Source organism: Clostridium sp. B9 (assembly GCF_050509515.1).
GTDB lineage: Bacteria > Bacillota > Clostridia > Clostridiales > Clostridiaceae > Sarcina.
Genome location: NZ_JBNWKA010000003.1, coordinates 3,595,555 through 3,620,234 on the forward strand (window position 1 = coordinate 3,595,555; position 24,680 = coordinate 3,620,234).

36 protein-coding genes and 1 pseudogene are annotated in these 24,680 nt (G+C 31.6%); 1 reads left to right on the top strand and 36 read right to left on the bottom strand.

The window, feature by feature from the left end; all coding sequences use genetic code 11:
• Positions 1 to 227: 227 nt before the first annotated feature.
• From ACQZHJ_RS16125 to ACQZHJ_RS16135, 3 genes are all read right to left on the bottom strand, one after another.
• Complete coding sequence (locus tag ACQZHJ_RS16125; protein WP_430486522.1) at positions 228 to 584, bottom strand: arsenate reductase family protein; 357 nt, start codon at positions 582 to 584, stop codon at positions 228 to 230.
• Between the two features lie 122 nt (positions 585 to 706).
• Positions 707 to 2,533, bottom strand: a complete 1,827-nt coding sequence (locus tag ACQZHJ_RS16130; protein ID WP_430486523.1) for a sensor histidine kinase — start codon at positions 2,531 to 2,533, stop codon at positions 707 to 709.
• Complete coding sequence (locus ACQZHJ_RS16135) at positions 2,511 to 3,209, bottom strand: response regulator transcription factor (protein WP_430486524.1); 699 nt, start codon at positions 3,207 to 3,209, stop codon at positions 2,511 to 2,513. Before ACQZHJ_RS16135 ends, ACQZHJ_RS16130 begins: the two co-directional genes overlap by 23 nt.
• Before the next feature lie 257 nt (positions 3,210 to 3,466).
• Here ACQZHJ_RS16135 and ACQZHJ_RS16140 point away from each other — a divergent pair, with 257 nt between their 5' ends.
• Positions 3,467 to 4,324: a YitT family protein gene (locus tag ACQZHJ_RS16140; protein ID WP_430486525.1), complete on the top strand. Its 858-nt coding sequence runs from the start codon at positions 3,467 to 3,469 to the stop codon at positions 4,322 to 4,324.
• A 221-nt stretch (positions 4,325 to 4,545) separates the two neighbouring features.
• Here ACQZHJ_RS16140 and cwlD read toward each other — a convergent pair whose 3' ends face one another.
• The 33 genes and pseudogenes from cwlD to rpsC form a co-directional block, all read right to left on the bottom strand.
• Positions 4,546 to 5,253 carry an N-acetylmuramoyl-L-alanine amidase CwlD gene (gene cwlD, locus ACQZHJ_RS16145; RefSeq protein WP_430486526.1) on the bottom strand — a complete coding sequence of 236 codons (708 nt, stop codon included), beginning with the start codon at positions 5,251 to 5,253 and terminating at the stop codon, positions 4,546 to 4,548.
• A 111-nt stretch (positions 5,254 to 5,364) separates the two neighbouring features.
• Entirely contained in the window at positions 5,365 to 6,978 is a 1,614-nt protein-coding gene (locus ACQZHJ_RS16150) for a Na/Pi cotransporter family protein (RefSeq protein ID WP_430486527.1), read from the bottom strand.
• A gap of 466 nt (positions 6,979 to 7,444) precedes the next feature.
• Entirely contained in the window at positions 7,445 to 7,837 is a 393-nt protein-coding gene (gene rpsI / locus ACQZHJ_RS16155) for a 30S ribosomal protein S9 (RefSeq protein WP_430486528.1), read from the bottom strand.
• A gap of 28 nt (positions 7,838 to 7,865) precedes the next feature.
• Positions 7,866 to 8,300 (bottom strand): 50S ribosomal protein L13, encoded by a 435-nt coding sequence (gene rplM, locus ACQZHJ_RS16160; RefSeq protein ID WP_430486529.1) that lies wholly within the window; start codon positions 8,298 to 8,300, stop codon positions 7,866 to 7,868.
• A gap of 146 nt (positions 8,301 to 8,446) precedes the next feature.
• Positions 8,447 to 9,181, bottom strand: coding sequence for a tRNA pseudouridine(38-40) synthase TruA (gene truA, locus ACQZHJ_RS16165; RefSeq protein ID WP_430486530.1), 735 nt, complete (start codon positions 9,179 to 9,181; stop codon positions 8,447 to 8,449).
• A 351-nt stretch (positions 9,182 to 9,532) separates the two neighbouring features.
• Positions 9,533 to 10,339 carry an energy-coupling factor transporter transmembrane component T family protein gene (locus ACQZHJ_RS16170; RefSeq protein WP_430486531.1) on the bottom strand — a complete coding sequence of 269 codons (807 nt, stop codon included), beginning with the start codon at positions 10,337 to 10,339 and terminating at the stop codon, positions 9,533 to 9,535.
• A gap of 15 nt (positions 10,340 to 10,354) precedes the next feature.
• On the bottom strand, positions 10,355 to 11,212 hold the full coding sequence (locus tag ACQZHJ_RS16175; RefSeq protein ID WP_430486532.1) for an energy-coupling factor transporter ATPase: 858 nt from the start codon (positions 11,210 to 11,212) through the stop codon (positions 10,355 to 10,357).
• On the bottom strand, positions 11,197 to 12,042 hold the full coding sequence (locus tag ACQZHJ_RS16180; RefSeq protein WP_430486533.1) for an energy-coupling factor transporter ATPase: 846 nt from the start codon (positions 12,040 to 12,042) through the stop codon (positions 11,197 to 11,199). Before ACQZHJ_RS16180 ends, ACQZHJ_RS16175 begins: the two co-directional genes overlap by 16 nt.
• Before the next feature lie 400 nt (positions 12,043 to 12,442).
• Positions 12,443 to 12,784: a 50S ribosomal protein L17 gene (gene rplQ, locus ACQZHJ_RS16185; RefSeq protein WP_430486534.1), complete on the bottom strand. Its 342-nt coding sequence runs from the start codon at positions 12,782 to 12,784 to the stop codon at positions 12,443 to 12,445.
• A 16-nt stretch (positions 12,785 to 12,800) separates the two neighbouring features.
• Positions 12,801 to 13,748 carry a DNA-directed RNA polymerase subunit alpha gene (locus ACQZHJ_RS16190; protein ID WP_430486535.1) on the bottom strand — a complete coding sequence of 316 codons (948 nt, stop codon included), beginning with the start codon at positions 13,746 to 13,748 and terminating at the stop codon, positions 12,801 to 12,803.
• Positions 13,749 to 13,830: 82 nt separating this feature from the next.
• Entirely contained in the window at positions 13,831 to 14,451 is a 621-nt protein-coding gene (gene rpsD / locus ACQZHJ_RS16195) for a 30S ribosomal protein S4 (protein WP_003470276.1), read from the bottom strand.
• 23 nt (positions 14,452 to 14,474) lie between these two features.
• Positions 14,475 to 14,870 carry a 30S ribosomal protein S11 gene (gene rpsK / locus ACQZHJ_RS16200; protein ID WP_003454436.1) on the bottom strand — a complete coding sequence of 132 codons (396 nt, stop codon included), beginning with the start codon at positions 14,868 to 14,870 and terminating at the stop codon, positions 14,475 to 14,477.
• A gap of 16 nt (positions 14,871 to 14,886) precedes the next feature.
• Complete coding sequence (gene rpsM, locus ACQZHJ_RS16205; RefSeq protein ID WP_430486536.1) at positions 14,887 to 15,252, bottom strand: 30S ribosomal protein S13; 366 nt, start codon at positions 15,250 to 15,252, stop codon at positions 14,887 to 14,889.
• 231 nt (positions 15,253 to 15,483) lie between these two features.
• Positions 15,484 to 15,597 carry a 50S ribosomal protein L36 gene (gene rpmJ / locus ACQZHJ_RS16210; RefSeq protein WP_039312872.1) on the bottom strand — a complete coding sequence of 38 codons (114 nt, stop codon included), beginning with the start codon at positions 15,595 to 15,597 and terminating at the stop codon, positions 15,484 to 15,486.
• A 12-nt stretch (positions 15,598 to 15,609) separates the two neighbouring features.
• Positions 15,610 to 15,828 (bottom strand): translation initiation factor IF-1, encoded by a 219-nt coding sequence (gene infA, locus ACQZHJ_RS16215; RefSeq protein WP_430486537.1) that lies wholly within the window; start codon positions 15,826 to 15,828, stop codon positions 15,610 to 15,612.
• A 7-nt stretch (positions 15,829 to 15,835) separates the two neighbouring features.
• A pseudogene (locus ACQZHJ_RS16220) lies at positions 15,836 to 16,115 on the bottom strand (hypothetical protein).
• A gap of 88 nt (positions 16,116 to 16,203) precedes the next feature.
• The gene (gene map, locus ACQZHJ_RS16225) at positions 16,204 to 16,953 is read right to left on the bottom strand and encodes a type I methionyl aminopeptidase (RefSeq protein ID WP_430486538.1); all 750 of its coding nucleotides are present in this window, start codon (positions 16,951 to 16,953) and stop codon (positions 16,204 to 16,206) included.
• Positions 16,953 to 17,603, bottom strand: a complete 651-nt coding sequence (locus ACQZHJ_RS16230; protein ID WP_430486539.1) for an adenylate kinase — start codon at positions 17,601 to 17,603, stop codon at positions 16,953 to 16,955. The genes map and ACQZHJ_RS16230 overlap by 1 nt, the downstream gene beginning before the upstream one ends.
• Positions 17,604 to 17,629: 26 nt before the next feature.
• A complete protein-coding gene (secY, locus tag ACQZHJ_RS16235) occupies positions 17,630 to 18,907 on the bottom strand; it encodes a preprotein translocase subunit SecY (protein WP_430486540.1) in 1,278 nt (425 codons plus the stop codon).
• 2 nt (positions 18,908 to 18,909) lie between these two features.
• Entirely contained in the window at positions 18,910 to 19,350 is a 441-nt protein-coding gene (gene rplO / locus ACQZHJ_RS16240) for a 50S ribosomal protein L15 (protein WP_430486541.1), read from the bottom strand.
• A gap of 32 nt (positions 19,351 to 19,382) precedes the next feature.
• Positions 19,383 to 19,562 (bottom strand): 50S ribosomal protein L30, encoded by a 180-nt coding sequence (rpmD, locus tag ACQZHJ_RS16245; RefSeq protein ID WP_322505130.1) that lies wholly within the window; start codon positions 19,560 to 19,562, stop codon positions 19,383 to 19,385.
• Between the two features lie 5 nt (positions 19,563 to 19,567).
• Positions 19,568 to 20,065, bottom strand: a complete 498-nt coding sequence (gene rpsE / locus ACQZHJ_RS16250; RefSeq protein ID WP_430486542.1) for a 30S ribosomal protein S5 — start codon at positions 20,063 to 20,065, stop codon at positions 19,568 to 19,570.
• Between the two features lie 20 nt (positions 20,066 to 20,085).
• Positions 20,086 to 20,445, bottom strand: coding sequence for a 50S ribosomal protein L18 (gene rplR, locus ACQZHJ_RS16255; protein ID WP_430486543.1), 360 nt, complete (start codon positions 20,443 to 20,445; stop codon positions 20,086 to 20,088).
• 30 nt (positions 20,446 to 20,475) lie between these two features.
• A complete protein-coding gene (gene rplF / locus ACQZHJ_RS16260) occupies positions 20,476 to 21,015 on the bottom strand; it encodes a 50S ribosomal protein L6 (RefSeq protein ID WP_430486544.1) in 540 nt (179 codons plus the stop codon).
• Positions 21,016 to 21,111: 96 nt separating this feature from the next.
• The gene (gene rpsH, locus ACQZHJ_RS16265; protein WP_430486546.1) at positions 21,112 to 21,510 is read right to left on the bottom strand and encodes a 30S ribosomal protein S8; all 399 of its coding nucleotides are present in this window, start codon (positions 21,508 to 21,510) and stop codon (positions 21,112 to 21,114) included.
• A 33-nt stretch (positions 21,511 to 21,543) separates the two neighbouring features.
• Positions 21,544 to 21,729 (bottom strand): type Z 30S ribosomal protein S14, encoded by a 186-nt coding sequence (locus ACQZHJ_RS16270; RefSeq protein ID WP_003470274.1) that lies wholly within the window; start codon positions 21,727 to 21,729, stop codon positions 21,544 to 21,546.
• 16 nt (positions 21,730 to 21,745) lie between these two features.
• Positions 21,746 to 22,285: a 50S ribosomal protein L5 gene (gene rplE / locus ACQZHJ_RS16275; RefSeq protein ID WP_430486547.1), complete on the bottom strand. Its 540-nt coding sequence runs from the start codon at positions 22,283 to 22,285 to the stop codon at positions 21,746 to 21,748.
• Between the two features lie 22 nt (positions 22,286 to 22,307).
• Positions 22,308 to 22,622, bottom strand: a complete 315-nt coding sequence (gene rplX / locus ACQZHJ_RS16280; RefSeq protein WP_430486548.1) for a 50S ribosomal protein L24 — start codon at positions 22,620 to 22,622, stop codon at positions 22,308 to 22,310.
• Between the two features lie 23 nt (positions 22,623 to 22,645).
• Entirely contained in the window at positions 22,646 to 23,014 is a 369-nt protein-coding gene (rplN, locus tag ACQZHJ_RS16285; protein WP_430486549.1) for a 50S ribosomal protein L14, read from the bottom strand.
• Positions 23,015 to 23,044: 30 nt separating this feature from the next.
• The gene (gene rpsQ / locus ACQZHJ_RS16290) at positions 23,045 to 23,299 is read right to left on the bottom strand and encodes a 30S ribosomal protein S17 (RefSeq protein WP_003454312.1); all 255 of its coding nucleotides are present in this window, start codon (positions 23,297 to 23,299) and stop codon (positions 23,045 to 23,047) included.
• Between the two features lie 21 nt (positions 23,300 to 23,320).
• Entirely contained in the window at positions 23,321 to 23,530 is a 210-nt protein-coding gene (rpmC, locus tag ACQZHJ_RS16295) for a 50S ribosomal protein L29 (RefSeq protein WP_430486550.1), read from the bottom strand.
• Positions 23,530 to 23,964, bottom strand: a complete 435-nt coding sequence (gene rplP / locus ACQZHJ_RS16300; protein WP_003454381.1) for a 50S ribosomal protein L16 — start codon at positions 23,962 to 23,964, stop codon at positions 23,530 to 23,532. Before rplP ends, rpmC begins: the two co-directional genes overlap by 1 nt.
• 30 nt (positions 23,965 to 23,994) lie before the next feature.
• The gene (gene rpsC / locus ACQZHJ_RS16305) at positions 23,995 to 24,663 is read right to left on the bottom strand and encodes a 30S ribosomal protein S3 (RefSeq protein ID WP_430486551.1); all 669 of its coding nucleotides are present in this window, start codon (positions 24,661 to 24,663) and stop codon (positions 23,995 to 23,997) included.
• Positions 24,664 to 24,680: the final 17 nt, after the last annotated feature.

Here is a 24,680-nt window from a genome sequence, read left to right on the forward strand (position 1 = left end):
ACAATTTATTATAATAATTTAAGTTCAATTTGTAAAACATAAATTTCTTTAAAAAGTTAGCATTTACTATCAATAAACCTTATTATCTAAGTTATATTTTCTTTTTTTAATACTATTTGCTTAATAATTATTATTGACATTTCTTATAAACATCTACAATGTGAGTACTAGGGACTTTCCTTTGTAAATATAAAAGACTACAGAAAATTTATTCTGTAGTCTTTTAATTATTTTAACTTTTCAGCCCATTCTTCTTCTTTAAATCCAACAAGAATTGCATCATCTTTTACAACTAAAGGTCTTTTTACTAACATACCATTTGTTGATAATATTTCTAAAAGTTCATCTTCACTAGAAGTTTTAACTTTATCTTTTAAATTCATTTCTCTATAAAGCTTTCCTGAAGTATTAAAGAACTTGCTTAATTTAAGCCCACTTCTCTCATACCATTCTTTTAATTCTTCCTTAGTTGGATTTTCTTCAACTATCATTCTATCTGTAAACTCTATATTATTGTCTTCTAACCATTTCTTTGCTTTTCTACAAGTACTACATTTAGGGTATTCTAAAAATAAAAAACTCATCTTCTACACCTTCTTTTAATAAAAATTATCACATAACAATAATTATACTATAATTTTATATTTTTTAAAGTAAATCTAGATTTTAAATATATGTTTATCTACGCAAACTTTTATAATTAAGTTTATCCTAAATGTTCTATATCTTTGCTTTTAGGTATAATTACAAAAGCTTTGAATAAATCACCTTCACATTCAACTCTAAACTTACCATTATGAAGTTCAACAATAGTCTTTGCTATAGCAAGACCTAAACCAGAACCCTCTATCATTGAGTTTCTCGATTCATCTCCTCTTGCAAATCTTTCTAAAATATCTTTCTCATCAAAATCTAAAGCATATGATGAAACATTTTTAAATGATATCTCTATATTATTTTCTAAATCTTTTATTTCAACATAAACCCTAGTGTTTTCCATTCCATATTTTAATGCATTAGTAGTTAGGTTTTGGAACACTCTAGACATTCTTTGAGGATCTATTCTTATCATACATTCCTCTGGTCCATTTATCTTAAATTGAATATTTTTCTCTGCATAAAAATCTTCAACCTCAGCTATACACTGGTAAACTAATTGAATAATATCTATATCATACTTACACAACTCAACTTTTCCTGATGACATCTTTGAAACCTCAAACAAATCATCTATAAGCTTCTTAAGAGTTTGAGACTTTTTATCTAATATTTCTATATATTCTTTTCTTTCTTCATTGCTTATGTCATCTAATTGAAGTATATTTACATAGCTTATTATTGAGGTTAATGGAGTTTTTAAATCATGGGATACATTTGATATAAGCTCTGTCTTAAGCTTTTCATTTTTTATCCCCTCTTCAACAAGTTCAATATAGCCTAATCTTAATTCATTAACTCCTGTTGCTAATTCTTTTATTTGTTTGTCATCATTATCAGTTATCTCTATTTCAGTATTACCTTTTTTAACAGATTCTATATCTTTTATTATGGTATCTAAGCCATCATATTTTCTTATGAATTTACCAATAAAATGTATTATAAATACAATTGGAATAACCCATAGATATCTAGTATCTGTTAATATATAGTGATAATGCTTCCATACAAATTCTATATTTCTCATAAATCCATTTATAAGCATATAAATTACGGTAAATGATAGTGTAAATAGTACTACTTTATCCTTTAGAAATTCTTCTATAAACATTTTCTTAGTTATAAGTACATTTAAACTATCTAAGAATTTATAAAAATATCCATTAGCCCAACTTTCCTTATATGCCTTTATCCCCATATTCTTAAGCATGCATATTTTTTTGAATATAAGTATTAACATCAATAGTGTTGTTGCTAATGTTACTATAAAAGCTATCTTTATAGAACTTATTTCTGAATCATAAAGCTCACCTCTTGAGAAATAAATTTCCTCATATTGATTATTAGGACTTATCTCTGTAAATACCACATTATCATTCTTAGATAAACTCTCTAATACTTCCTTTGGAGTTGAAAGATTATACGGCTTTTCATAAAACCATACTCTATTCGAATAATATTCTCCAGTCTTTTTATTTATAAGGACAACACCTGAATAACTAGTCGCTCTTTCCTGAAGCTTTTTTATAAAAGCCTCTTTCTTTTCTTTAGTATCTAGATTATCTAATGAACTTAAATAATTTGTTTCATTGTATAGAAAATCTGAAATATCTACTGACTGTGCAAGCAGTCTACTTTCTCTGTATTTTTGTGGATTTATAAGTGCATCCCTGTATTCAACTCTTGTACTTACATTTGGATTCTCTTGTGCATTTAACTTAACTATGCTATCAAAGCTATATCCTCCAAATAAAATAATATAAAGAACAGGAATAAACACTGCAAATATTAATATAAACATATTTTCTATGCTTCTTACTGATAAACTATAGTTTCTCCACCACCTAGAAAAACTATTTGTCAATTTTATACCCAAGTCCCCACACCACCTTTATATACTCAGGTTCTTTAGAATTAATCTCTATTTTCTCTCTCATTCTTCTTATGTGTACAGTTACTGTATTTTCACTCTTATAAAAAGGCTCTTCCCAAACTCTCTCATAAATTTCTTTAATAGAGAATATTCTTCCTGGGTGTGATGCTAAAAGCGTTAATATTTTATACTCTGTAGCTGTTAACTTTATATTCTCTCCTCTTAAAGCAACCTGTTTATTTACTGTATCTATAGTTAAATCCTTTATTACTATTAAATCTTGAGTATTTTCTCTATTTAAAGGATAATCATACCTTCTAAGCTGAGATTTTACTCTAGCAACAAGTTCTAAATGGTTAAATGGTTTTGTAACATAGTCATCTGCTCCAATATTTAAACCTAGAATCTTATCACTGTCCTCTGATTTTGCTGATAATAGTATTATAGGTATATTTCTACTCTCTCTTATCTTAAGGCAAGTTCTTCTTCCATCTAATTTAGGCATCATTATATCTAATACAACTAAATGAACATCTTCCTTGTCTAATATCTCTAAGGCCTCTAATCCGTCTCCAGCCTTTATTACATTTATTCCTTCACCTCTTAGATATATATCTATTGCATCTCTTATTTCTTTCTCATCATCAACAACCAAAACATTAAACTTCTCTTTTTCCATAACTAAAGCACTCCTTAAACTCTTACCTCCACTTAAATATTAAAGGAGGAAAATTAAAATTAACATATTTATTTATTACGATTTTATTAAGATATAAATATTACCATTAATTCTGTGAAAATCTTAGGATATACAATGTATTTTACCATAAAAACACATTAGTTGCTTTTTCAATACACCTATTTGCTTTACTTTAATAAAAAAAGCTTTATAATAACCTATGAAAATTTATTTATTATAAAATTAGGAGAATCCCAATGAATTACATCAGAGAGAAAAAAGAATTACTAATTGATAATGCCTTTATTATTTTAGGGTGTTTCATTGCCTCACTAGGGGTAAACTTATTTTTATCAAAAGCAAGACTTCTTAGTGGTGGCGCAACAGGTATTGCACTTATCTTTCAATACTTAATGGGAATTAACTCAGGTATTGTTGTACTAATCATAAACATTCCATTATTCATACTTAGTTATTTTAAACTTTCAAAGAAGTTTACTTTTAACTCAGCTATAGGAATGTTAGCTTTATCTATATCGCTTATGATAACTGCTCCAGTTTCACGTTTAATATCTTTAGATGATATGTTACTTTATTGTATATTTGGTGGAGCAATATGTGGACTAGGCTATGGTCTTGTCTTCTCTAAAGGTGGCTCTACTGGAGGAACTGATATAATTACAATGGTTATTCGTAAAAAATACTCAAACTTTAATATAGGCTCTTTAAGCTTTGTGTTAAATATGTGTATAGTTGCCGTTGGTGGAGTATTCTTTGGTATGGAAACTGCACTTTATACTCTTATATCAATATTTGTTCAAACTGTTTTAGTTGATAAAGTTATAAAAGGTATTCATTCAAAACAACTACTACTGATAATAACAGATAAAGAACAACAAGTTATACATTATATAATAAATGATCTTCATAGAGGAGTAACTTCTCTTTTAGCTGAAGGAGAATATACCCACGATAGAAAGAAAATGCTTTATTGCCTAGTTACAACTAGACAAATGATTGAATTAAAAAATACAATTCATTATATAGATCCAAAAGCCTTTATAACCATAATAGATGTTTCTGAAGTTAAAGGAAAAGGCTTCAAAAATATATAAAAGAAAAGCTATGCTTGTTAAGGCATAGCTTTTTTATTGTCATAATTTTATTATTATCATCTAAATATATAATAAAGAAGTTTTTAGGAGTTTTTATGATTAATAGATATAAACTAACCAACTTAATAATATATTTTTTAATTATACTACTATTTATTCTTATAATTAACTTACTTGTAAGCTACTATAAATTTAATCTAATAAATCAAAGTCTTATATGACTAATTATTTGTACCTTTTTGTTTTACTGCCTCACCATTAAAATATTCATCAACTGATTTTAATATGGCATTGGCAATTTTAGCTTGGTAATCTTCTTTTGTTAAAAGAACCCCTTCATCTGGGTTTGATAAGAAACCACACTCTAGAATTAATGATGCTCCTTTATGACCATCATTTAATATCATATATTCCTTATTTGCCACCTTAGCAACCCTTTTATTCGAAGAATCTACATCTTCTTTAAATCTTTGCTGTATTATTTGACCTAATTTTTTACTTTCCTCATTTCCAGCACTCCATACTTGTGCCCCTTTACAACTTTTCTGAGGAAACATATTCTGATGAATACTTATAAAAACATCACAATTACTCTCTTTTTTCATCTTAACCCTATTAGCTAAATCTTCTCGTTTCTTTTCTCTTACCTTTTTATTTCCCTCTGTATATAAACCTATATCCTCTGTACGAGTCATTACTACTTTATATCCTCTACTCTCTAGTGCCTCTTTAGTCTTTAATGCTATAGAAAGATTTATGTCCTTCTCTAATATTCCACTCTGACTTTTTCCTCCACCATCAATTCCTCCATGACCTGGATCTATGACAATAACCTTTCTACATTCCTCTGCATTTACTCTTATTCCTACAATACTAAATACTAAAAATCCTAGAACTAGTATTGAACATACCTTTAATATTTTCTTCATTAGAATACCTCCTATAAATAATGCCTAATTTATTTTTACCAATATTTAAAGAAATATTCTAACTTGTACAAACAAAAAAAGAGTACCTGACTCTCAGGTACTCTTTAAATTCTAATAAACTTCCATAACACTTTCTGCTATATTAGTTGCATGGTCACCAATTCTTTCAAAGTTGCTTAATAAGTCCATAAATATTGCACCATCATAAGCACTGCAAGAACCTTGACTTAATCTCTTAATATGATTATCTCTAAATTCTTTTTGTGATGAATCTATTGTTCTTTCTATTTCATAGATAGTTCCAGCCTCATCAACATTCTCATTTGCATAAGCATCAATTGTTACATCTAAAGCTTTAGTAGTTTGGCCATATATGTAGTCAATTTCTTTTAAAGCATCTTCGCTATACTTTAAATTTCTTCCGATTTTCTCTAAAGTTAAATCAGCTATATTTTCAACATGATCACCAATTCTCTCAATATCAGTTACAACATGGAAAGTAGCAGCTACTATGTTACTTTCTTTAGCAGATAAATCACACTTAGATAGTTTTACTAAATAAGTAGTTATAGCTTCTTCTAATGTATTTATAAGTTTTTCATTTTCATATACTTTTTTAACTAAACCTTCATTATTCTTTTTGAAAGCTTCCATACTTAACTCTAAGTTTTGTTTAGCTTTGTTAGCCATTCTTAAAGTTTCTTTTTGAACTTGACCAGCAGCTATTACCGGTGTTTCTAGTAATCTCTCATCAAGATATTTAGGTCCGCAATGTTCAACCTCATCTTCACCTTTAACTAACTTGTTAACTATCATAATCATGTACTTACTTAAAGGTACAAGTATTATAGTTGCAGTTATATTGAAAATTGTATGAGCATTGGCTATTTGTCTTTCAACATCTCCAGGACTCATTTTCATAACTATATCTGATAATGGAGTTATGAAAGGTATAAATATTAATGTACCTAATACGTTGAACATTAAATGTATTCCAGCAGCTTTGTGAGCTGTCTTGTTTGCACCAATACTTGCTATTAAAGCAGTTACACATGTTCCAATGTTACATCCGAATAATATTGGTAATGCAACTTTTATGTCTATAGCACCAGTTGATGCTAAGGCAATTAATATACCTGTAGTTGCAGATGAACTTTGTAAAATAGCTGTAAGTGCTAAACCTGTGAATATTCCTAGAATCCAGTTATCTCCTATAGCAACAATAAGTTGTGAGAACATTGGTGACTCAGCTAATGGTTTTAATGCTGAACTCATTATTCCCATACCCATGAATAAGATACCAAACCCTAAAATAATATTAGCAACATCTCTTCTTTTCTTTTGCTTGGCTGACATTAATAGTACAACACCAATAATTACAAATAAAGGTGCAATCTCATCTAATTTAAATGCAACAAGTTGAGCAGTAATGGTTGTACCTATATTGGCACCCATAATTACTCCAGCCGCTTGTGCTAAATTCATAAGACCTGCGTTAACAAAACCTACTACCATTACCGTTGTAGCACTTGAACTTTGTATTACCATTGTTACAAATGCACCAACTATAACAGCTGATATAGGATTCTTAGTAACTTTCTCTAATATACTTTTTAATTTATCTCCAGCAGCATTTTCTAAGCCGTCTCCCATAAGTTTCATACCGAAAAGGAATAGACCTAAACCACCGGCAACCTCAATTAAAGTAAAAATTGCATCTTTCAAGATACTTCTCCTCCAATTTGCTAATTTGTAAATCTACAAACGTTTTTAATTTTTTGTATTTAATTTTAAATTATCAATCCTATAACATTTTACAATATAATCAGTCTTTTGTTAAGTTTTAAATATTCTTTTTAACCTAAACTTAATACAGCATCCAATTTATTGAATTTTTTTCTAGATTATAGTTAATTTATTGAGTTAAAATTAAAACAAATAGACTCTAACACCTTACAAATAGCCATTTATACGCTACCTATTTGAATTGATTTTAATGATCAACTCATTATTTCCAGTTTAAAAATTGTTAATATTTATGTAATAATATTACTTATACTCCTCTAAAAGCCTAAATAATTATATTCTTTATACATTAAATCTAAAAATTACTAAATATATATTTTAAACTATTAATTTAAAGTATAAAAAAAAGAAGGAGTAAACTCCCTCTTTTCTAATGAAAACAATATTATCTCTTTGAGAACTGTGGAGATCTTCTTGCTTTCTTTAAACCGCATTTCTTTCTTTCAACCATTCTTGGGTCTCTAGTTAAGAATCCAGCTTTCTTTAATTCTGGTCTTAAGTTTTCGTCAGCTTTTAATAAAGCTCTTGATATACCATGTCTTATAGCTCCTGCTTGACCTGATAATCCACCACCATGAACGTTAACTAAAACGTCATATTTGTCTTTAGTTTCTGTTAAAACTAAAGGTTGGTTAACTACAACTCTTAAAGTTTCTAATCCGAAATATGTTTCGATTTCTCTATTATTTACTACAACTTTACCTTCACCTGGTACAAGTCTTACTCTTGCAACTGATTTCTTTCTTCTTCCAGTTCCCATGTATTGAACTTTTGCCATTTGAATTCCTCCTCCCGAGCTTATAATATTAGTATCTTAACTCAAGTACTTCTGGGTTTTGAGCAGCATGCTTGTGCTCAGTTCCTCTGTACACATTTAATTTCTTTAACATTTTTCTTCCTAAAACACCTGTTGGAAGCATTCTTCTAACAGCTTCTTCGAAAGCAAATTCTGGTTTCTTATCTAAAACTTCTCTGTATGGAGTTTCTTTTAATCCACCAGCGTATAAGCTGTGCTTTCTTAACATTTTTTGGTCTAATTTCTTACCAGTTAAAACAACTTTCTCAGCGTTTATAACGATAACGAAATCTCCACAGTCAACATTTGGTGTAAATGTTGGCTTGTTCTTTCCTCTTAATATTGAAGCAACCTGGCTAGCAACTCTTCCTAGTGGCTTTCCAGCAGCGTCAACAACATACCATTTTCTTTCAACTTCTTGTGCTTTTGCAATGTATGATTTCATCGTTTTCCCTCCCTAGAATTTTAAAATAGGTTTTATATGTCCTCGTACTTTATGTTAAGATTCATTTTGAATCCCGTACATCTCTCTTACAAACAAATACCATTATAATACACGCTTACGGGCGTGTCAATACATTTAAGTTACTTTTAGTAAAAAACTTTTTCTAGACATAATCCACTTGCCGGAACACATATTCCAGCTTTTTTTCTATCTCCAGATTCTATTACCTCTTTCATGAATTCTGGCTTTTCTTTACCTCTTCCAACCTTAAGTAATGTTCCAACTATTAATCTAACCATATTATATAGGAATCCATCTGCTGATACATATATTTTTATCTTATTTCCCTCTGTTTCTATATGCAGATCTTTTATTGTTCTTGTTGATGTTTTTACTGTTCCACCTGGTCTTTGAAAGGCTTTAAAATCATGCTTGCCTAAAAAATATGTACATGCTTCCTTCATAGCCTCTACATCTAATGGCTTCTTAACATGATAAACATAATTTCTTTCTAGAGCTGGTGGTTCTTCTCTATTTAAAATAGTATAGCAATATGTCTTTCCAGTAGTCATATATCTTGCATGGAAGTTTTCATCAACCTCTTCTGAATCCATTATTACTATATCCTTTGGAAGCTTAGAATTTATTGCAGCTTTAAAATTCTTTCCTGGTATATTAGAATTAGTTTTAAAGTTTGCTACATAAGCTCTAGCATGAACCCCTGAATCAGTCCTACTACTTCCTAAAATTTCTATGTCCTCTTTTGTTACCTTTTTTATAGCCTCTTCAACTTTCTGCTGAATAGTATTACCTATGGGCTGCTTTTGCCACCCAAAATATGCTGTTCCATCATATTCTATAGTTAACTTTATATTCTTCATCTTATCATTCCTTTAAATCTTTTTAAATATAATTAGTATTTTTTTAATCCCTCTTAATTTAAAACTTATTTAATAAAATACTCCAAACTATCTATACAAATTTTATTATATTATCTTATATTTTACTCATGCTTAATTTTAATTAACATTTTCCCTAAAGATTATTAGCCAATCATAAAAAAACTAAAACTCTTTTTCAAATTAATTTTATCAAAAAAATAAAGACTACAAAATTGTAATCTTTATTTTAAAATCTTTATTTATTATAGCATTATAATATTTTATTTCTATTTATAATTAATAATTTTATTTTTATAATAAGTCTTTTAACTAAACATAGCTTGCTTTAAATTAAGCAAATCTAACTGCTATTGAAGCAACTAAAAGTAATCCGGCAATTCCAAATGAAATAAAATCATTTTTTGAATACTTTAATACTTTCATTCTAGTTCTTCCATCTCCACCTCTATAGCATCTAGCTTCCATTGCCATAGCTAGTTCATCAGCTCTTCTAAATGAACTTATGAATAATGGTATTAATAATGGAATTAAACTCTTAGCTTTTTGAATTAAATTTCCTGATTCAAAATCAGCCCCTCTAGCTTTTTGAGCTTTCATTATCTTATCAGTCTCATCAATTAATGTTGGTATAAATCTTAAAGCTATAGTCATCATCATGGCTAACTCATGTGCTGGAACTCCAATTTTCTTAAATGGTTTTAAGAGACTCTCAATACCATCTGTTAGCTCTATAGGAGATGTTGTTAATGTTAGTACAGAAGTACCCATTATTAATAAAACAAGTCTTAGAGCCATGAATATAGCTGTTCTAATACCTTCTTGGTATATAGCTAAGAACTTCCATTGCCATATTAATGTTTCCTGCGTACCTTTTATCATAAATATATTAAGTGCCGCTGTAATAGCAATTAATAAAAATACCGGTTTAAGTCCTTTATATAAATATTTAAATTGTAATTTTGATACTAATACTGTAGCTCCTAAAAAAGCTATTATAAATATATATCCGAAGAATTTATCTACTATAAATAATGAAGCTATAAAAATAAATGATATTAATATCTTAGTCCTTGGATCTAATTTATGTACAAAAGAATCTCCAGGAATATATTGACCTATAGTAATGTCCTTTAACATAATTCTTTGTCCTTCCTAATTATTATTCTTTATTATTTCTAAAAGTGCTTCCTTAGCTTGAGAAATAGTAAATATCTCTTCTGATATATCAAAGCCCTTCTTTCTTAACTCTTTGACTAAATAAGTAACTTGAGGAACTGCTAATCCAATTTTCTCTAAAGTCTCTATCTCTTTAAATACTTCTGCTATAGCTCCATCTAAAACAATTTCTCCACCATTCATAACTATAACTCTATCTGCTATTTTAGCTACGTCTTCCATACTATGACTAACCATTATTATAGTCATGCCATACTCTTCATGAAGAATCTTTATTTGAGCAAGAATATCTTCTCTTCCCTTAGGGTCAAGACCTGCTGTTGGCTCATCTAATATAAGAACCTTTGGTTCCATAGCAATAACCCCAGCAATAGCAACTCTTCTTTTTTGTCCTCCACTTAAATCAAATGGAGATTTATTTCTATAAGTTTCATAATCAAGTCCAACCATTTTCATTGACTTCTTTACTCTTTTACTTATTTCCTCTTCACTTATCCCTAAATTTCTTGGTCCATATTCAATATCTTTCTCAATAGTCTCTTCAAATAATTGATACTCTGGATATTGAAATACTAACCCAACCTTTTTTCTTATATCACTTAATTTAACCTTTTTCTCAGTTATATCTATATCATCAACAATTATCTTTCCACTAGTAGGACTTAATAATCCATTTAAATGTTGTATAAAAGTTGATTTTCCTGATCCAGTATGCCCAATTAATGCAATAAATTCCCCATCATTAATCTCACAATTTATATTGTTTAAGGCAATTTTCTCAAAAGGCGTTTTAGGCATATAAACATGTCTTAATTTTTCTATTTTAATTGACATAAAGCACCCACCATCTCATCTATATTTAAAATTTCAGTTGATATATCTATTCCTTCTTTTTGAAGTTCATAAGCTAATTCTGTTACTTGAGGTACATCAAGACCTATTGATTTTATCTTTTCAACTTGTGAAAAAATTTCTCTAGGTATCCCTTCCATAACTTTTTCACCCTTATCCATTACTATTATTCTATCTGCCTGAGCGGCTTCATCCATGTAATGAGTTATAAGTATTATAGTTATACCGTATTTTTTATTTACTTCTTTTATAGTCTTCATAACTTCTTTTCTACCTGAAGGGTCAAGCATAGCTGTTGGTTCATCTAAAACTATACATTTTGGCATCATGGCTAAAATTCCCGCTATTGCAATCCTTTGCTTTTGACCTCCTGAAAGTAAATGTGGAGCATGCTTTCTATATTCATACATTCCAACTGCCTTTAAAGAATCATCAACTCTTTTTCTTATTTCACTTGGTTCTACTCCAAGATTTTCAGGTCCAAAAGCTACATCCTCTTCAACTATAGTTGCTACTAACTGGTTATCTGGATTTTGAAAAACCATTCCGGCTCTTCTTCTAACCTCCCAAATATTATCGCCCTCTGATGTATCTAATCCATCTACATACATCTTTCCACCACTAGGAAGTAACAATGCATTCATATGTTTAGCCATAGTTGATTTTCCAGAACCATTATGTCCTAATACAACTAAAAACTCACCTTTTTTAACATCCATAGTAACATGGTTTATAGCAACTTTTTCTGTTTGTTCTTCTGCATTTATGTACTTAAAAACTAAGTCTTCACTTTTAATCATATTTTCTCCCATACTAGCCTCCTATAAAGCCAATTCTACTTAATTATAATAACTATAAAGAAGCAGTCATATATATAACTATTATTTATTCTAGATTATAAAATTTTTATTGTAATGTATAAAACCTATAAAGAATACATACAATATAATCTTTAATCATATGTTTCAATAATTCATTTTAGGTATTAAAAAAATACCTACTTATAAAATAATACTATTAATAATTTTATTTTGTAAATAGATATTTCCTTATTTTAGGGCTTTATTTAAATTTATCTCGCATTACTGTACCTAATATAGATAATAAATCTTTAATTTAGTCACTTACTATAAATCTCATCATATTATTGAACTAATTTTATATAGCAAAAGAGGACTAAGTAAAAACTTAATCCTCTATAAAAGAAATATATTATACTAATTCAAGTATAACAACTTCAGCTCCGTCTCCTCTTCTAGGACCAACTTTGTACATTCTAGTGTATCCACCGTTTCTCTCAGCGTACTTAGGAGCTACGTTGTCAAATAAGTTTTTAACAACCTCTTCTTCTGTAACAAATGCTAACACTTGTCTTCTTGCGTGTAAATCTCCTCTTTTTGCAAGAGTGATCATTTTTTCTGCAAGACTTCTAGCTTCCTTAGCTCTTGTTTCAGTAGTTTCTATTTTACCATGCTTTAAGAAGCTTGTAACAAGATTTCTAAGCATAGCTTTTCTTTGATCAGTAGGACGACCTAACTTACGATATCCTGCCATGGCTTTACCTCCTTACCTACTCGTCGTTTAGTCTTAAATTTAAGCCTAACTCGTTTAACTTTCTTTCTACTTCCTCTAGAGACTTCTTACCTAAGTTTCTAACTTTCATCATATCATCCATGCTCTTAGCTGCAAGCTCTTGAACAGTGTTTATACCTGCTCTTTTTAAGCAGTTGTATGATCTTACTGATAAGTCTAACTCTTCAATAGTCATCTCTAAAGCTTTTTCTTTTTTATCTTCTTCTTTTTCAATCATTATCTCAACATCATTAGCGTTGTCAGTTAAAGTCATGAATAATTTGAAGTGCTCTATAAGAATTTTAGCTGATAATGAAATCGCTTCTTCTATTCTTATAGTTCCATTAGTCCAAATTTCTAATGTAAGTTTATCATAGTCAGTAATTTGACCAACTCTTGTATTTTGAACAGAGAAATTAACTCTCTTTACAGGAGTATATATAGAATCTATAGCAATAGCTGATAATGGAAGATCTTCAGTTTTGTTCTTGTTTTGAGTAACATAACCTCTTCCTCTATTAACTACGATTTCCATGTATAACTTACCATCATTGTCTAATGTAGCGATATGTAAATCTTTATTTATAACTTCCACATCACCATCTGTTTTTATATCTGCTCCAGTAACAACACCTGGTCCTTGAGCATCAATATAAATAGTTTTTGGTCCTTCACCTTCCATAGTAAGTGCTAACATTTTAAGATTTAAGATTATCTCTGTAACATCTTCTTTAACACCTGTTATTGTTGAAAATTCATGAAGAACTGAATCTATTTTAACTGAAGTTGGAGCCACTCCAGGTAAAGAAGAAAGTAATATTCTTCTTAATGCATTACCAAGAGTTATTCCGTAACCTCTTTCTAATGGTTCAATCTCAAACTTACCATATGTTCCGTTTTCGTTTGATTCAACACATTGAATTACTGGCTTTTCTATTTCTAACATTTAAAAACCCTCCTTAATTTTAAAATGGCAACCTTATGAGGGCAACTGATCCAATCGTAAAAGTACTTAAGATCAAAAATTATTATTTGCTGTATAACTCGACGATTAGAGTCTCGTTAACTGGTACATCGATATCTTCTCTTGCAGGCTCAGCAACAACTTTACCTTCGAAGTTTTCAACGTTAGCTTCTAACCATTTTGGTAAAGCTTTTGGATTTTCAGCAAACATTTTGAATCTTTCTGATCCTCTGCTCTTTTCACAAACAGTGATTACATCATTAACTGATACTTTGAATGATGCGATATCAACTTTTTTACCATTTACTAAGAAATGACCGTGGTTTACTAATTGTCTAGCTTCTGTTCTTGAAGCACCATATCCTAATCTGTAAACAACGTTATCTAATCTCATTTCTAATAACTTAAGTAAGTTTTCACCGGCGATTCCTCTCATTTTTTCAGCTCTTTCATATGTGTTTCTGAACTGACCTTCAAGAACTCCGTATATTCTCTTAGCTTTTTGCTTCTCTCTTAATTGTGTTCCGTAGTTAGATAATTTCTTTCTGCTTGCTCCGTGTTGTCCTGGTGCATAGCTTCTTCTAACGAAAGCACATTTATCTGTATAACATCTATCCCCTTTTAGGAATAATTTCATACCTTCTCTTCTACATAACTTACATGTAGCTCCAGTATATCTTGCCATTCATTACACCTCCCGTGACGTTACTAAACTCTTCTTCTTTTTGGTGGTCTACATCCATTGTGTGGGATTGGAGTTACATCTTTTATTAAAGTAACTTCTAATCCAGCTGCTTGTAAGCTTCTTATAGCTGCTTCTCTTCCAGCACCTGGTCCCTTTACGTAAACCTCAACGCTTTTTAATCCGTGTTCCATAGCTGCTTTAGCTGCTGTTTCAGCTGCCATTTGAGCTGCAAATGGTGTGCTTTTTCTTGAACCTTTAAATCCAAGTCCACCAGCACTTGCCCATGCTAATGCATTTCCTTTTGCATCAGTTAAAGTAACTATTGAGTTGTTGAATGTTGATTGGATGTGCGCTGCACCATGCTCAACATTTTTTCTTTCTTTTCTTCTTCTAGTTTTTTTAACTTTTTGAGCTGCCATTGTCTTCCCTCCTTAACTATTTCTTCTTATTAGCTATTGTCTTCTTAGGACCTTTTCTAGTTCTAGCATTAGTCTTAGTTTTTTGTCCTCTAAGTGGAAGACCTTTTCTATGTCTGATTCCTCTGTATGAACCAATCTCAACTAATCTCTTTATGTTTAAAGCAACTTCTCTTCTTAAGTCACCTTCAACTGTTAATTCTTTAATGTAGTTTCTTATTGAGTTTACTTCTTCCTCAGTAAGATCCTTAACTCTTGTATCAGGATTAACTCCAGTTACTTCAAGAATTTTTTGTGATGTAGGTAATCCTATACCATATATATAAGTTAGACCTATCTCAACTCTTTTTTCTCTTGGTAGGTCGATACCTGCTATTCTTGCCATTAATGTTACACCTCCTGGTAATAAAATGTATAATTGATTTACATTAATAGTAACTCAATTGCTCTATTGTTATTTATATTTAAAATTTTAGGCTGATGGTCTCACCCATCACAGCCGCACCTAAAATTTACTTGCTATTATTTAAATGCCTATATAATCATATTTTACTTTTAAATAAAAGTCAATAAGAATTCGCTCCCAATTGACCTTTTATTATGTTTTATTTACCTATTAGCCTTGTTTTTGTTTGTGCTTAGGATTTTCACAGATTACCATTACTCTTCCTTTTCTTCTTATAACTTTGCACTTTTCGCAAATAGGCTTAACTGATGGTCTTACTTTCATCGCTAACCCTCCTTATTTTGCTCTCCATGTAATTCTACCTCTTGATAAGTCATATGGTGAAAGTTCCACAGTAACTTTATCTCCTGGTAAAATTCTTATGAAGTTCATTCTTAACTTTCCTGAGATATGAGCTAATATTTTATGCCCACTCTCTAATTCAACTTCAAACATTGCATTTGGTAGGGATTCTAAAACCGTACCTTGCATTTCAATTATATCACTTTTTGACATAAGGTAATCAAACCTCCTTGTTAGTGCTTATTAAGCTTTATAAATCTCTTTATCTTAAGATTTATATTCTTATCCTTTGATATTATACATGATTTTAGCTCATCGTCAAATATCTCAGTAAACACTACATGTTTTATTTTTTTCTTTTTTGGCATTTCTATGGTTTTAGTTGCTCCATTAGCAACTAGTAGATAATCATCTGCAGATCCAACCACTATATATGATTTTCCTGCATCTCTACCAGTACTTGAAGTAACTAGTTTACCAATTAAGTGAGTTTCTTGCAACTTATCCACCTCAAAGATTACCTTAGTCATAAACTACAAATTCCTTATAGGCAAATGTTAATTTATAACTAAGCAATATATATTAAAACTATTTTACAAGTGTTAATATTTCAGGACCATTAGGTAAAATTGCAACTGTATTTTCATAATGTGCAGAAAGTTTTCCATCTGCTGTTACTACTGTCCAGCCATCATCTAAAGTCTTGACTCTATATGATCCCATGTTTACCATTGGTTCAATAGCTAATACCATTCCTGCCATTAACTTTGGACCTCTGCCTGGTCTACCGAAATTAGGAACTTCAGGATCTTCATGTACTTTTCGGCCAATTCCATGTCCTACAAAGTCTCTAACAATTGAAAATCCATTGGCTTCAACATATTGCTGTATTTCATTAGAAATATCCGTTAATCTATTGTCTACGTATGCTTTCTCGATTCCTTTGAAAAAGGATTCTTCAGTAACCTTTATAAGCTTTTTCGCTTCTTCTGATATTTCACCAACACCAAAAGTTCTGGCAGCATCACTGTGAAATCCATTTAGACAAACTCCACAATCAATAGAAACAATGTCTCCATCTTTTAAAACATAACTTCCTGGGAATCCATGAATTAATTGTTCATTAACAGATATACATAATGAAGCTGGGAAACCATACAATCCTTTAAAGGATGGTGTAGCTCCATGCTTAGTTATAAACTCTTCAGCTATTCTATCTAATTCCGTAGTAGTAATACCAGGTCTTACTTTCTCCTCAAGCAGGTTAAGTGTTTCTCCAAGAAGCTTTCCTGCTTTCCTCATTAGGTCGATTTCATGTTCATTCTTAAGAATTATCACTACTTATCACTTCCTAATATCTTACAGATACTCTCAAAGACCTCGTTTATTGCTTGTGTTCCATCTACTACTGAAAGTTGCTTTTTGTTTTCATAAAAATCAATTAATGGTTGTGTTTGATTTTCATACACATCAAGTCTTTCCTTAACTGTTTCTTCAGTGTCATCTTTTCTTTGGATAACATCTGATCCACAAAGATCACATTTTCCATCATTAGCTGGTGGATTAAACTTTATGTGATAACTTGCTCCACAAGAAGGACAAACTCTTCTTCCTGTCATTCTTTCAAGTATGAATTCCTTAGGTACTTCTATTAAAAGAGCTGTGTCTATTGACTCTTCTCTTTCAGTTAAAAAGTTATCTAAAGCTTCTGCTTGATGAACTGTTCTTGGGAAACCATCTAACAGATATCCATTTTTACAATCATCTTGCTGAAGTCTATCTTTTACCATGTTTATAGTTACTTCATCTGGAACTAACTGTCCATTATCCATGTATGTTTTAGCCTCAACACCTAAAGGAGTATTTTCAGAAATATTCTTTCTAAAAATATCTCCAGTAGATATATGAGGAATTGAATATCTATTACTAATTGATTTTGCCTGTGTTCCTTTTCCTGCTCCAGGAGGACCTAATAAAACTATCTTCACGGGCATCATCTCCATAACTTGTATTTCTATTTTAAGAATCCTTGGTAGTGTCTCATTGTTAACTGAGATTCTAATTGTCTCATTACTTCTAATGAAACTGAAACTAAGATTAATAATGAAGTCCCTCCAAACTGTATTCCTTCAAAAGGAGTATAGTTTGCAACTAATATAGGAACTACTGCTATAAATGCAGCAAAACATCCACCAAACATTGAAATTCTATTTAATACTTTCTCTAAATAAATTTCTGTTGGTTTACCAGGTCTTATTCCAGGAATGAAACCTGATGATTTATGCATATTCTCAGCCATTTCATCTGGCTTGAAAGTTATTTGCGTATAGAACCATGTAAAGAATATAGTTAGTAACGCATATAATACTGGATACATCCAAGTCTTTGCATTGAAAGGACTATAAGAAGATCCTGTAATAGCTTGTGACCAACCAGCTTCAGGGAAGAATTGAGCTATAGTTGTAGGGAAACTCATAACAGACATAGCAAAGATAATTGCTATAACAGTTGTTCCAATAATACTTAATGGAATATGAGTTGATTGTCCCTTCATAACCTTGTTACCTACGGCTTTACCTGCATATTGTACAGTAATCCTTCTTTCAGCTAATGATAAGTAAATAACACCACATAATAATGCTAATGTAAAGATAACGAATAAAGCTATCTCAACGATGTTAATTCTACCTACTTTACTTAAGTTATATATTTGATAACCTGTCATTGGTAAGCTTGATAATATATTTACAAATATTATCAATGATGTACCATTTCCAACTCCTTTAACAGTAATTTGATCACCTAACCACATTAGGAAAGTTGAACCAACTACTAATGTTAGTAATATTACAAACATACTAACTGGAGATGTACTTTTAAGTGCTCCTACATTGTGAATAATCACATAAGTTCCATAAGACATTATAGCTCCAATAATAATTGAAGCATATCTAGTTATCTTTTGGATTTTCTTTCTTCCGTCATCTCCCTCTTTAGATAATTGCTCTAATTTTGGGATTGCAACTGTTAATAGCTGCAAAATGATTGAAGCGTTGATGTAAGGTACAACACCTAAAGCGAATATACTAAATCTACTAAAAGAACCACCAGAAATTAAATCATAGAAGCTTACTAAGCCTCCTGATTGTGTTAAAGCTTTTAGACTATCTGTATCAATTCCAGGAACAGGAATATAACTTCCCATCCTGAAAATTGCTATTAAGAATACAGTCCAAATTATTTTTTTTCTTAAATCTTGAACCTTCCAGGCATTACGTAGGGTTGATAGCACGATTATTTCACCTCAACTTTTCCTCCAGCTGCAACTATTTTTTCAGCTGCTTGCTTTGATAACTTGCAACCTGCGATAGTTAAGCTCTTTTCAATGTTTCCATTTCCTAAGATCTTAACTCCGTCCATTAGTTTACTTACTACTCTTTTTTCTAATAGTAATTCTGGAGTAACTTCTGTTCCATTATCGAATATGTTTAATCTATCAACATTAATTGTTACAAAATGTTTTGTAAATGGGTTAGTGAATCCTCTCTTAGGAAGTCTTCTGTATAATGGCATCTGACCACCTTCGAATCCAGGTCTAACTCCACCACCTGATCTAGCATTTTGACCTTTTTCACCTTTTCCGGCATTTCTTCCTAGTCCTGAACCAGTACCTCTACCAACTCTTTTAGGAGCTGATTTACTACCAGCTGCTGGTCTTAATTCATGAAGTTTCATTATTATTACACCTCCTCTGACACTCTATTTAATTATGCTTCTTCAACTTTTAGTAGATAACTTACTTTGTTTATCATACCTTTTATTTGAGGAGTTTCCTCATGCTCTACTGTTTTACCTATTTTTCTAAGTCCAAGGGCATGTGCAGTAGCGATATGGTCTTTTTTTCTACCAATTAAGCTTTTAACTAATGTTACCTTTAGCATCGCTATCCCTCCTAACCTAATATCTCTTCAACAGATTTTCCTCTTAATTTAGCTATATCTTCAGCTGTTCTTAAGTTTGATAATCCGTTAATAGTTGCTTTTACCATGTTTCTTGGATTGTTTGAACCTAATGACTTAGCTCTAACATCCTTTAATCCTGCTAACTCAAGAACTGATCTTGCAGGACCTCCAGCTATAACTCCTGTACCTTCAGTAGCTGGCATTATAAGTACATCTCCTGTACCGAATTTTCCGTGTATTTCGTGAGGAACAGTAGTTCCAACGATTGAAACTTCTACTAAGTTTTTCTTAGCATCTTCTATTCCTTTTCTAATTGCTTCTGGGATCTCGATAGACTTACCAGTTCCAACACCAACGTGTCCGTTCTCGTCTCCAACAACAACTAAAGCACTGAATCTGAAGTTTCTACCACCCTTAACAACCTTAGTAACTCTGCTTATACTAACAACCTTTTCTTTAAGGTCTAGTGTGCTAGGATCGATTCTCATGTATTTCCCCTCCTTGTAGATTAGAATTTTAATCCGGCTTCTCTTGCTCCGCTAGCTAAAGCCTCAACTCTTCCGTGATATACGTATCCACCTCTGTCGAATACTACATCGTTTATTCCTTTTTCTATAGCTCTTTTAGCAACTAATTCTCCTACTAATTTAGCAGCTTCTTTGTTGCTTCCTTTAACTTCTACAGCTTTATCTAAGCTTGAAGCAGCTACTAAAGTAACAGCGTTAACGTCGTCTATTATTTGAGCATATATGTTCTTTTCACTTCTATATACAGATAATCTTGGTCTTTCTGGAGTTCCGAATACCTTCTTACGAACTCTTAGGTGACGTCTTTCTCTTGCTTCTTTTCTGTCTGCCTTTTTGAACATAAGGTTCACTCCTTTCTTTATTAGTATTTATTATTTACCAGTTTTACCTTCTTTTCTTCTTATAACTTCATCAGAGTACTTAATTCCTTTACCTTTGTATGGCTCTGGTTTTCTCCATGCTCTGATATTAGCAGCAACTGCTCCAACTTTTTCTTTATCGATACCTTCAACGATAACTTTAGTTGTTCCGTCTAATTTGAAGTCAACTCCTTCAACAGCTTCAACTTCAACTGGATGTGAATATCCTAAGTTCATTACTAGTTTCTTTCCTTGTAATTGAGCTCTGTATCCAACTCCGTTTAACTCTAAAGTTTTTGAGAAACCTTGGCTTACTCCAACAACCATGTTGTTAAGTAAAGCTCTAGTTAATCCGTGAAGTGCTCTGTGTTCTTTAACGTCACTTGGTCTAGTAACAACTACTTGAGCATCTTCTACAGCTATATTAATGTCTTTGTGCATAGCTTTAACTAACTCACCCTTAGGGCCTTTTACTGTAACAACGTTCTCTGGTGTTACAGTAATAGTTACTCCAGCAGGGATAGCTATAGGCATTTTACCTACTCTTGACATAATGCGCACCTCCTGTGAATTTGGTCCTTATATTTTTTATTTCATCTCTTTGCTTCAATCTATATAAAATCTATGTTATTTTCTCAATCTAAAAAATTACCAAACGTAGCAGATAACTTCTCCGCCTAATCCTAATTTTCTAGCTTCTCTGTCAACTACTAATCCTTTTGAAGTTGATATTAAAGCGATTCCTAATCCGTTTAATACTCTTGGAACTTCATCTTTCTTGCAGTAAACTCTTAAACCTGGTTTTGATATTCTCTTTAAACCAGTTATAACTCTTTCATTGTTTGCTCCGTACTTTAAAGTTAATCTCATCATAGGAACTACACCATCGTTGTACTCCTCTACTCCTTTAAGATAACCTTCTTGTAATAATATGTTTACGATAGCCTTCTTTACATTTGAAGAAGGTACTTCAACAACCTCGTGTCTTACTGCGTTCGCGTTTCTCACACGAGTTAGTAAGTCTGCGATAGGATCTGTCATAACCATTATATTGTGCCTCCTTTCATTCTACTAGTTATATTACCAGCTTGCCTTTCTACATCCAGGAATTTCACCTTTGTAAGCTAATTCTCTGAAGCAGATACGGCAAATTCCGAATTTCTTTAATACAGAATGTGGTCTTCCACATAATCTACATCTAGTATACGCTCTAGTTTTGTACTTAGGTTCTTTTTTCCATTTTTCGATCATTGCCTTACGAGCCATGCGTATCCCCTCCTTATTATTGAGCGAATGGCATTCCAAGGAATCTTAATAATTCTCTTGCTTCTTCGTCAGTATTTGCACTAGTAACGAAGATTATATCCATTCCTCTTACTTTATCTACTTTATCATACTCGATTTCTGGGAATATTAATTGTTCTTTAATTCCTAATGAGTAGTTTCCTCTTCCATCAAATGCTTTAGCTGAAACTCCTCTGAAGTCTCTTACTCTAGGTAAAGCTATTGAAACTAATTTATCTACGAATTCGTACATATTAGTCTTTCTTAAAGTAACTTTACATCCTAAAGCCATGTTCTCTCTTATTTTAAAGTTAGCAACTGACTTCTTAGCTCTAGTTAATACTGGCTTTTGTCCAGCGATTATTTGTAAATCACCAACAGCAGCTTCTAGAACTTTAGGATTGTCTTTAGCTTCTCCTACTCCCATATTTATTACAACTTTTTCAAGTTTAGGAACTTGCATTATGTTTTTGTATCCGAACTTTTCCATCATAGCTGGAACTACTTCTTTTTCATATCTTTCTTGAAGTCTATTCACGTAAAGTACCTCCTTTCAAATTTTAGAATGTTTCTCCACACTTCTTACATACTCTTACTTTTGCACCATCTTCTAATAACTTATGGCTTATTCTTGTAGCCTTCTTGCATTTTTCACAGAATAACATAACTTTTGAGCTGTTTATTGCAGCTTCCATTTCGATTATTCCACCTTGCATGTTTTGTCTATTAGGTTTTTGATGCTTTTTAACTAAGTTAATTCCTTTAACTACTACTTTACCAGTCTTAGGAATTACTCTTAAAACTTCACCAGTTTTTCCTTTATCTTTACCTGATATAACTACTACTGTGTCGTTCTTTCTAACATGTACCTTCATCTTAGCCACCTCCTAATCGTTTATTATAGAACTTCTGGTGCTAATGATAAGATTTTATTGAACTCATTATCTCTTAGCTCTCTAGCAACTGGTCCAAAGATACGAGTTCCTCTTGGTTGCTTATCATCTTTTATTATTACAGCTGCATTTTCATCAAACTTGATGTATGAACCGTCAGCTCTTCTTAGTCCTCTTACTGATCTTACTATAACTGCTTTAACTACTTCGCCTTTTTTAACAACTCCGCCTGGTGTTGCACTTTTAACGCTAGCAACTATTATATCACCAATATTTCCGAATTTTCTTTTAGATCCGCCTAAAACTCTTATGCACATTATTTCTTTTGCACCTGAGTTATCAGCAACCTTTAGTAAGGTTTGTTGTTGTATCATGAAATTAACCTCCTTTCAGACTTTAGAAAACTATTTCGCTTTCTCTACTATCTCAACAAGTCTCCATCTCTTATCTTTAGATAATGGTCTAGTTTCCATTATAAGAACTCTATCTCCGAATCTAGCCTCATTATTCTCATCATGAGCTTTGAACTTAGTTGTTCTGTTAACAGTTTTTCCGTATAGTGGATGTCTAACCTTTGTTTCAACCGCAACAACGATAGTCTTATCCATTTTATCAGAAACAACTCTACCTAATCTCTTTTTTCTTAAATTTCTTTCCACAGCGGTTACCTCCTTTCAGGATTACTGCTCAATCTTTAACTCTTCTTCTCTTATGATTGTCTTGATTTGAGCTATTGATTTTTTTACTTCTCTGATTCTCATTGGGTTTTCTAATTGACCTGTAGCTAATTGGAATCTTAAATTGAATAATTCAGCTTTAAGGTCTCCTAGTTTCTTTACTAAATCTTGAGGATTGCTTGTTCTTAGTTCTTTTAACTCTCTAGCTTTCATTATTCTTCACCACCCATTTCCTCAAAATCTCTTCTTGTAACGAACTTAGTCTTTACAGGAAGTTTGTGTGAAGCAAGTCTCATAGCTTCTCTTGCTTTCTCTTCGTCAACTCCAGATAATTCGAATAATACTCTACCTGGTTTAACTACTGCTACCCAGTATTCAACTGAACCTTTACCTGAACCCATTCTTGTTTCAGCTGGCTTCTCAGTTACAGGTTTATCTGGGAATATTTTTATCCAAAGCTTTCCGCCTCTTCTTATATATCTATTTATAGCTATTCTCGCAGCTTCTATTTGGTTACTAGTGATCCATCCACAAGTTGTAGCCTGGATTCCGAAATCTCCGTAAGCTAGAAAGTTTCCTCTAGTTGCCTTACCTTTCATTCTACCACGTTGTACCTTACGATGTTTAACTCTTTTAGGCATTAACATGTTAAATTCCTCCTTTCTTAGTGCATCTTATTATGCGTTAGATTCTTCCTTTTTCTCAACTTTTTTAGTTGGAAGAACTTCTCCATTGTAAACCCATACTTTAACACCGATTTTACCATAAGTTGTATCTGCTTCAGCAAATCCATAGTCGATGTCAGCTCTTATTGTTTGTAGTGGGATTGTTCCTTCATTGTATTGCTCAGTTCTTGCTATCTCAGCTCCACCTAATCTACCTGAACAAGCAGTCTTAACACCTAATGTGCCAGCTTTCATTGCTCTTTGGATAGTTTGCTTCATAGCTCTTCTGAATGATATTCTCTTCTCTAATTGAGCAGCAATGTTTTCAGCCATTAATTGAGCGTTAGTTTCAGCGTTCTTAACCTCAACGATGTTTATTAAAACATTCTTTTCAGCTATTATATTTTTTAAGCTAGCTTTTAATCTTTCGATTCCTGAACCACCTTTTCCGATGATTACTCCAGGCTTAGCTGTGTGTATGTTTAACTTAACTCTTTTAGCTGATCTTTCGATTTCAATCTTAGCGATTCCAGCTGTGAAAAGTTCTTTCTTTATGAATTTTCTTATTTGTTGGTCTTCGATTAAGTTGTCAGCAAAATTCTTCTTATCAGCATACCATTTCGCATCCCAATCTTTAATTACACCAACTCTTAGTCCGTGAGGATGTACTTTTTGTCCCATGCTTTTCCCTCCTTACC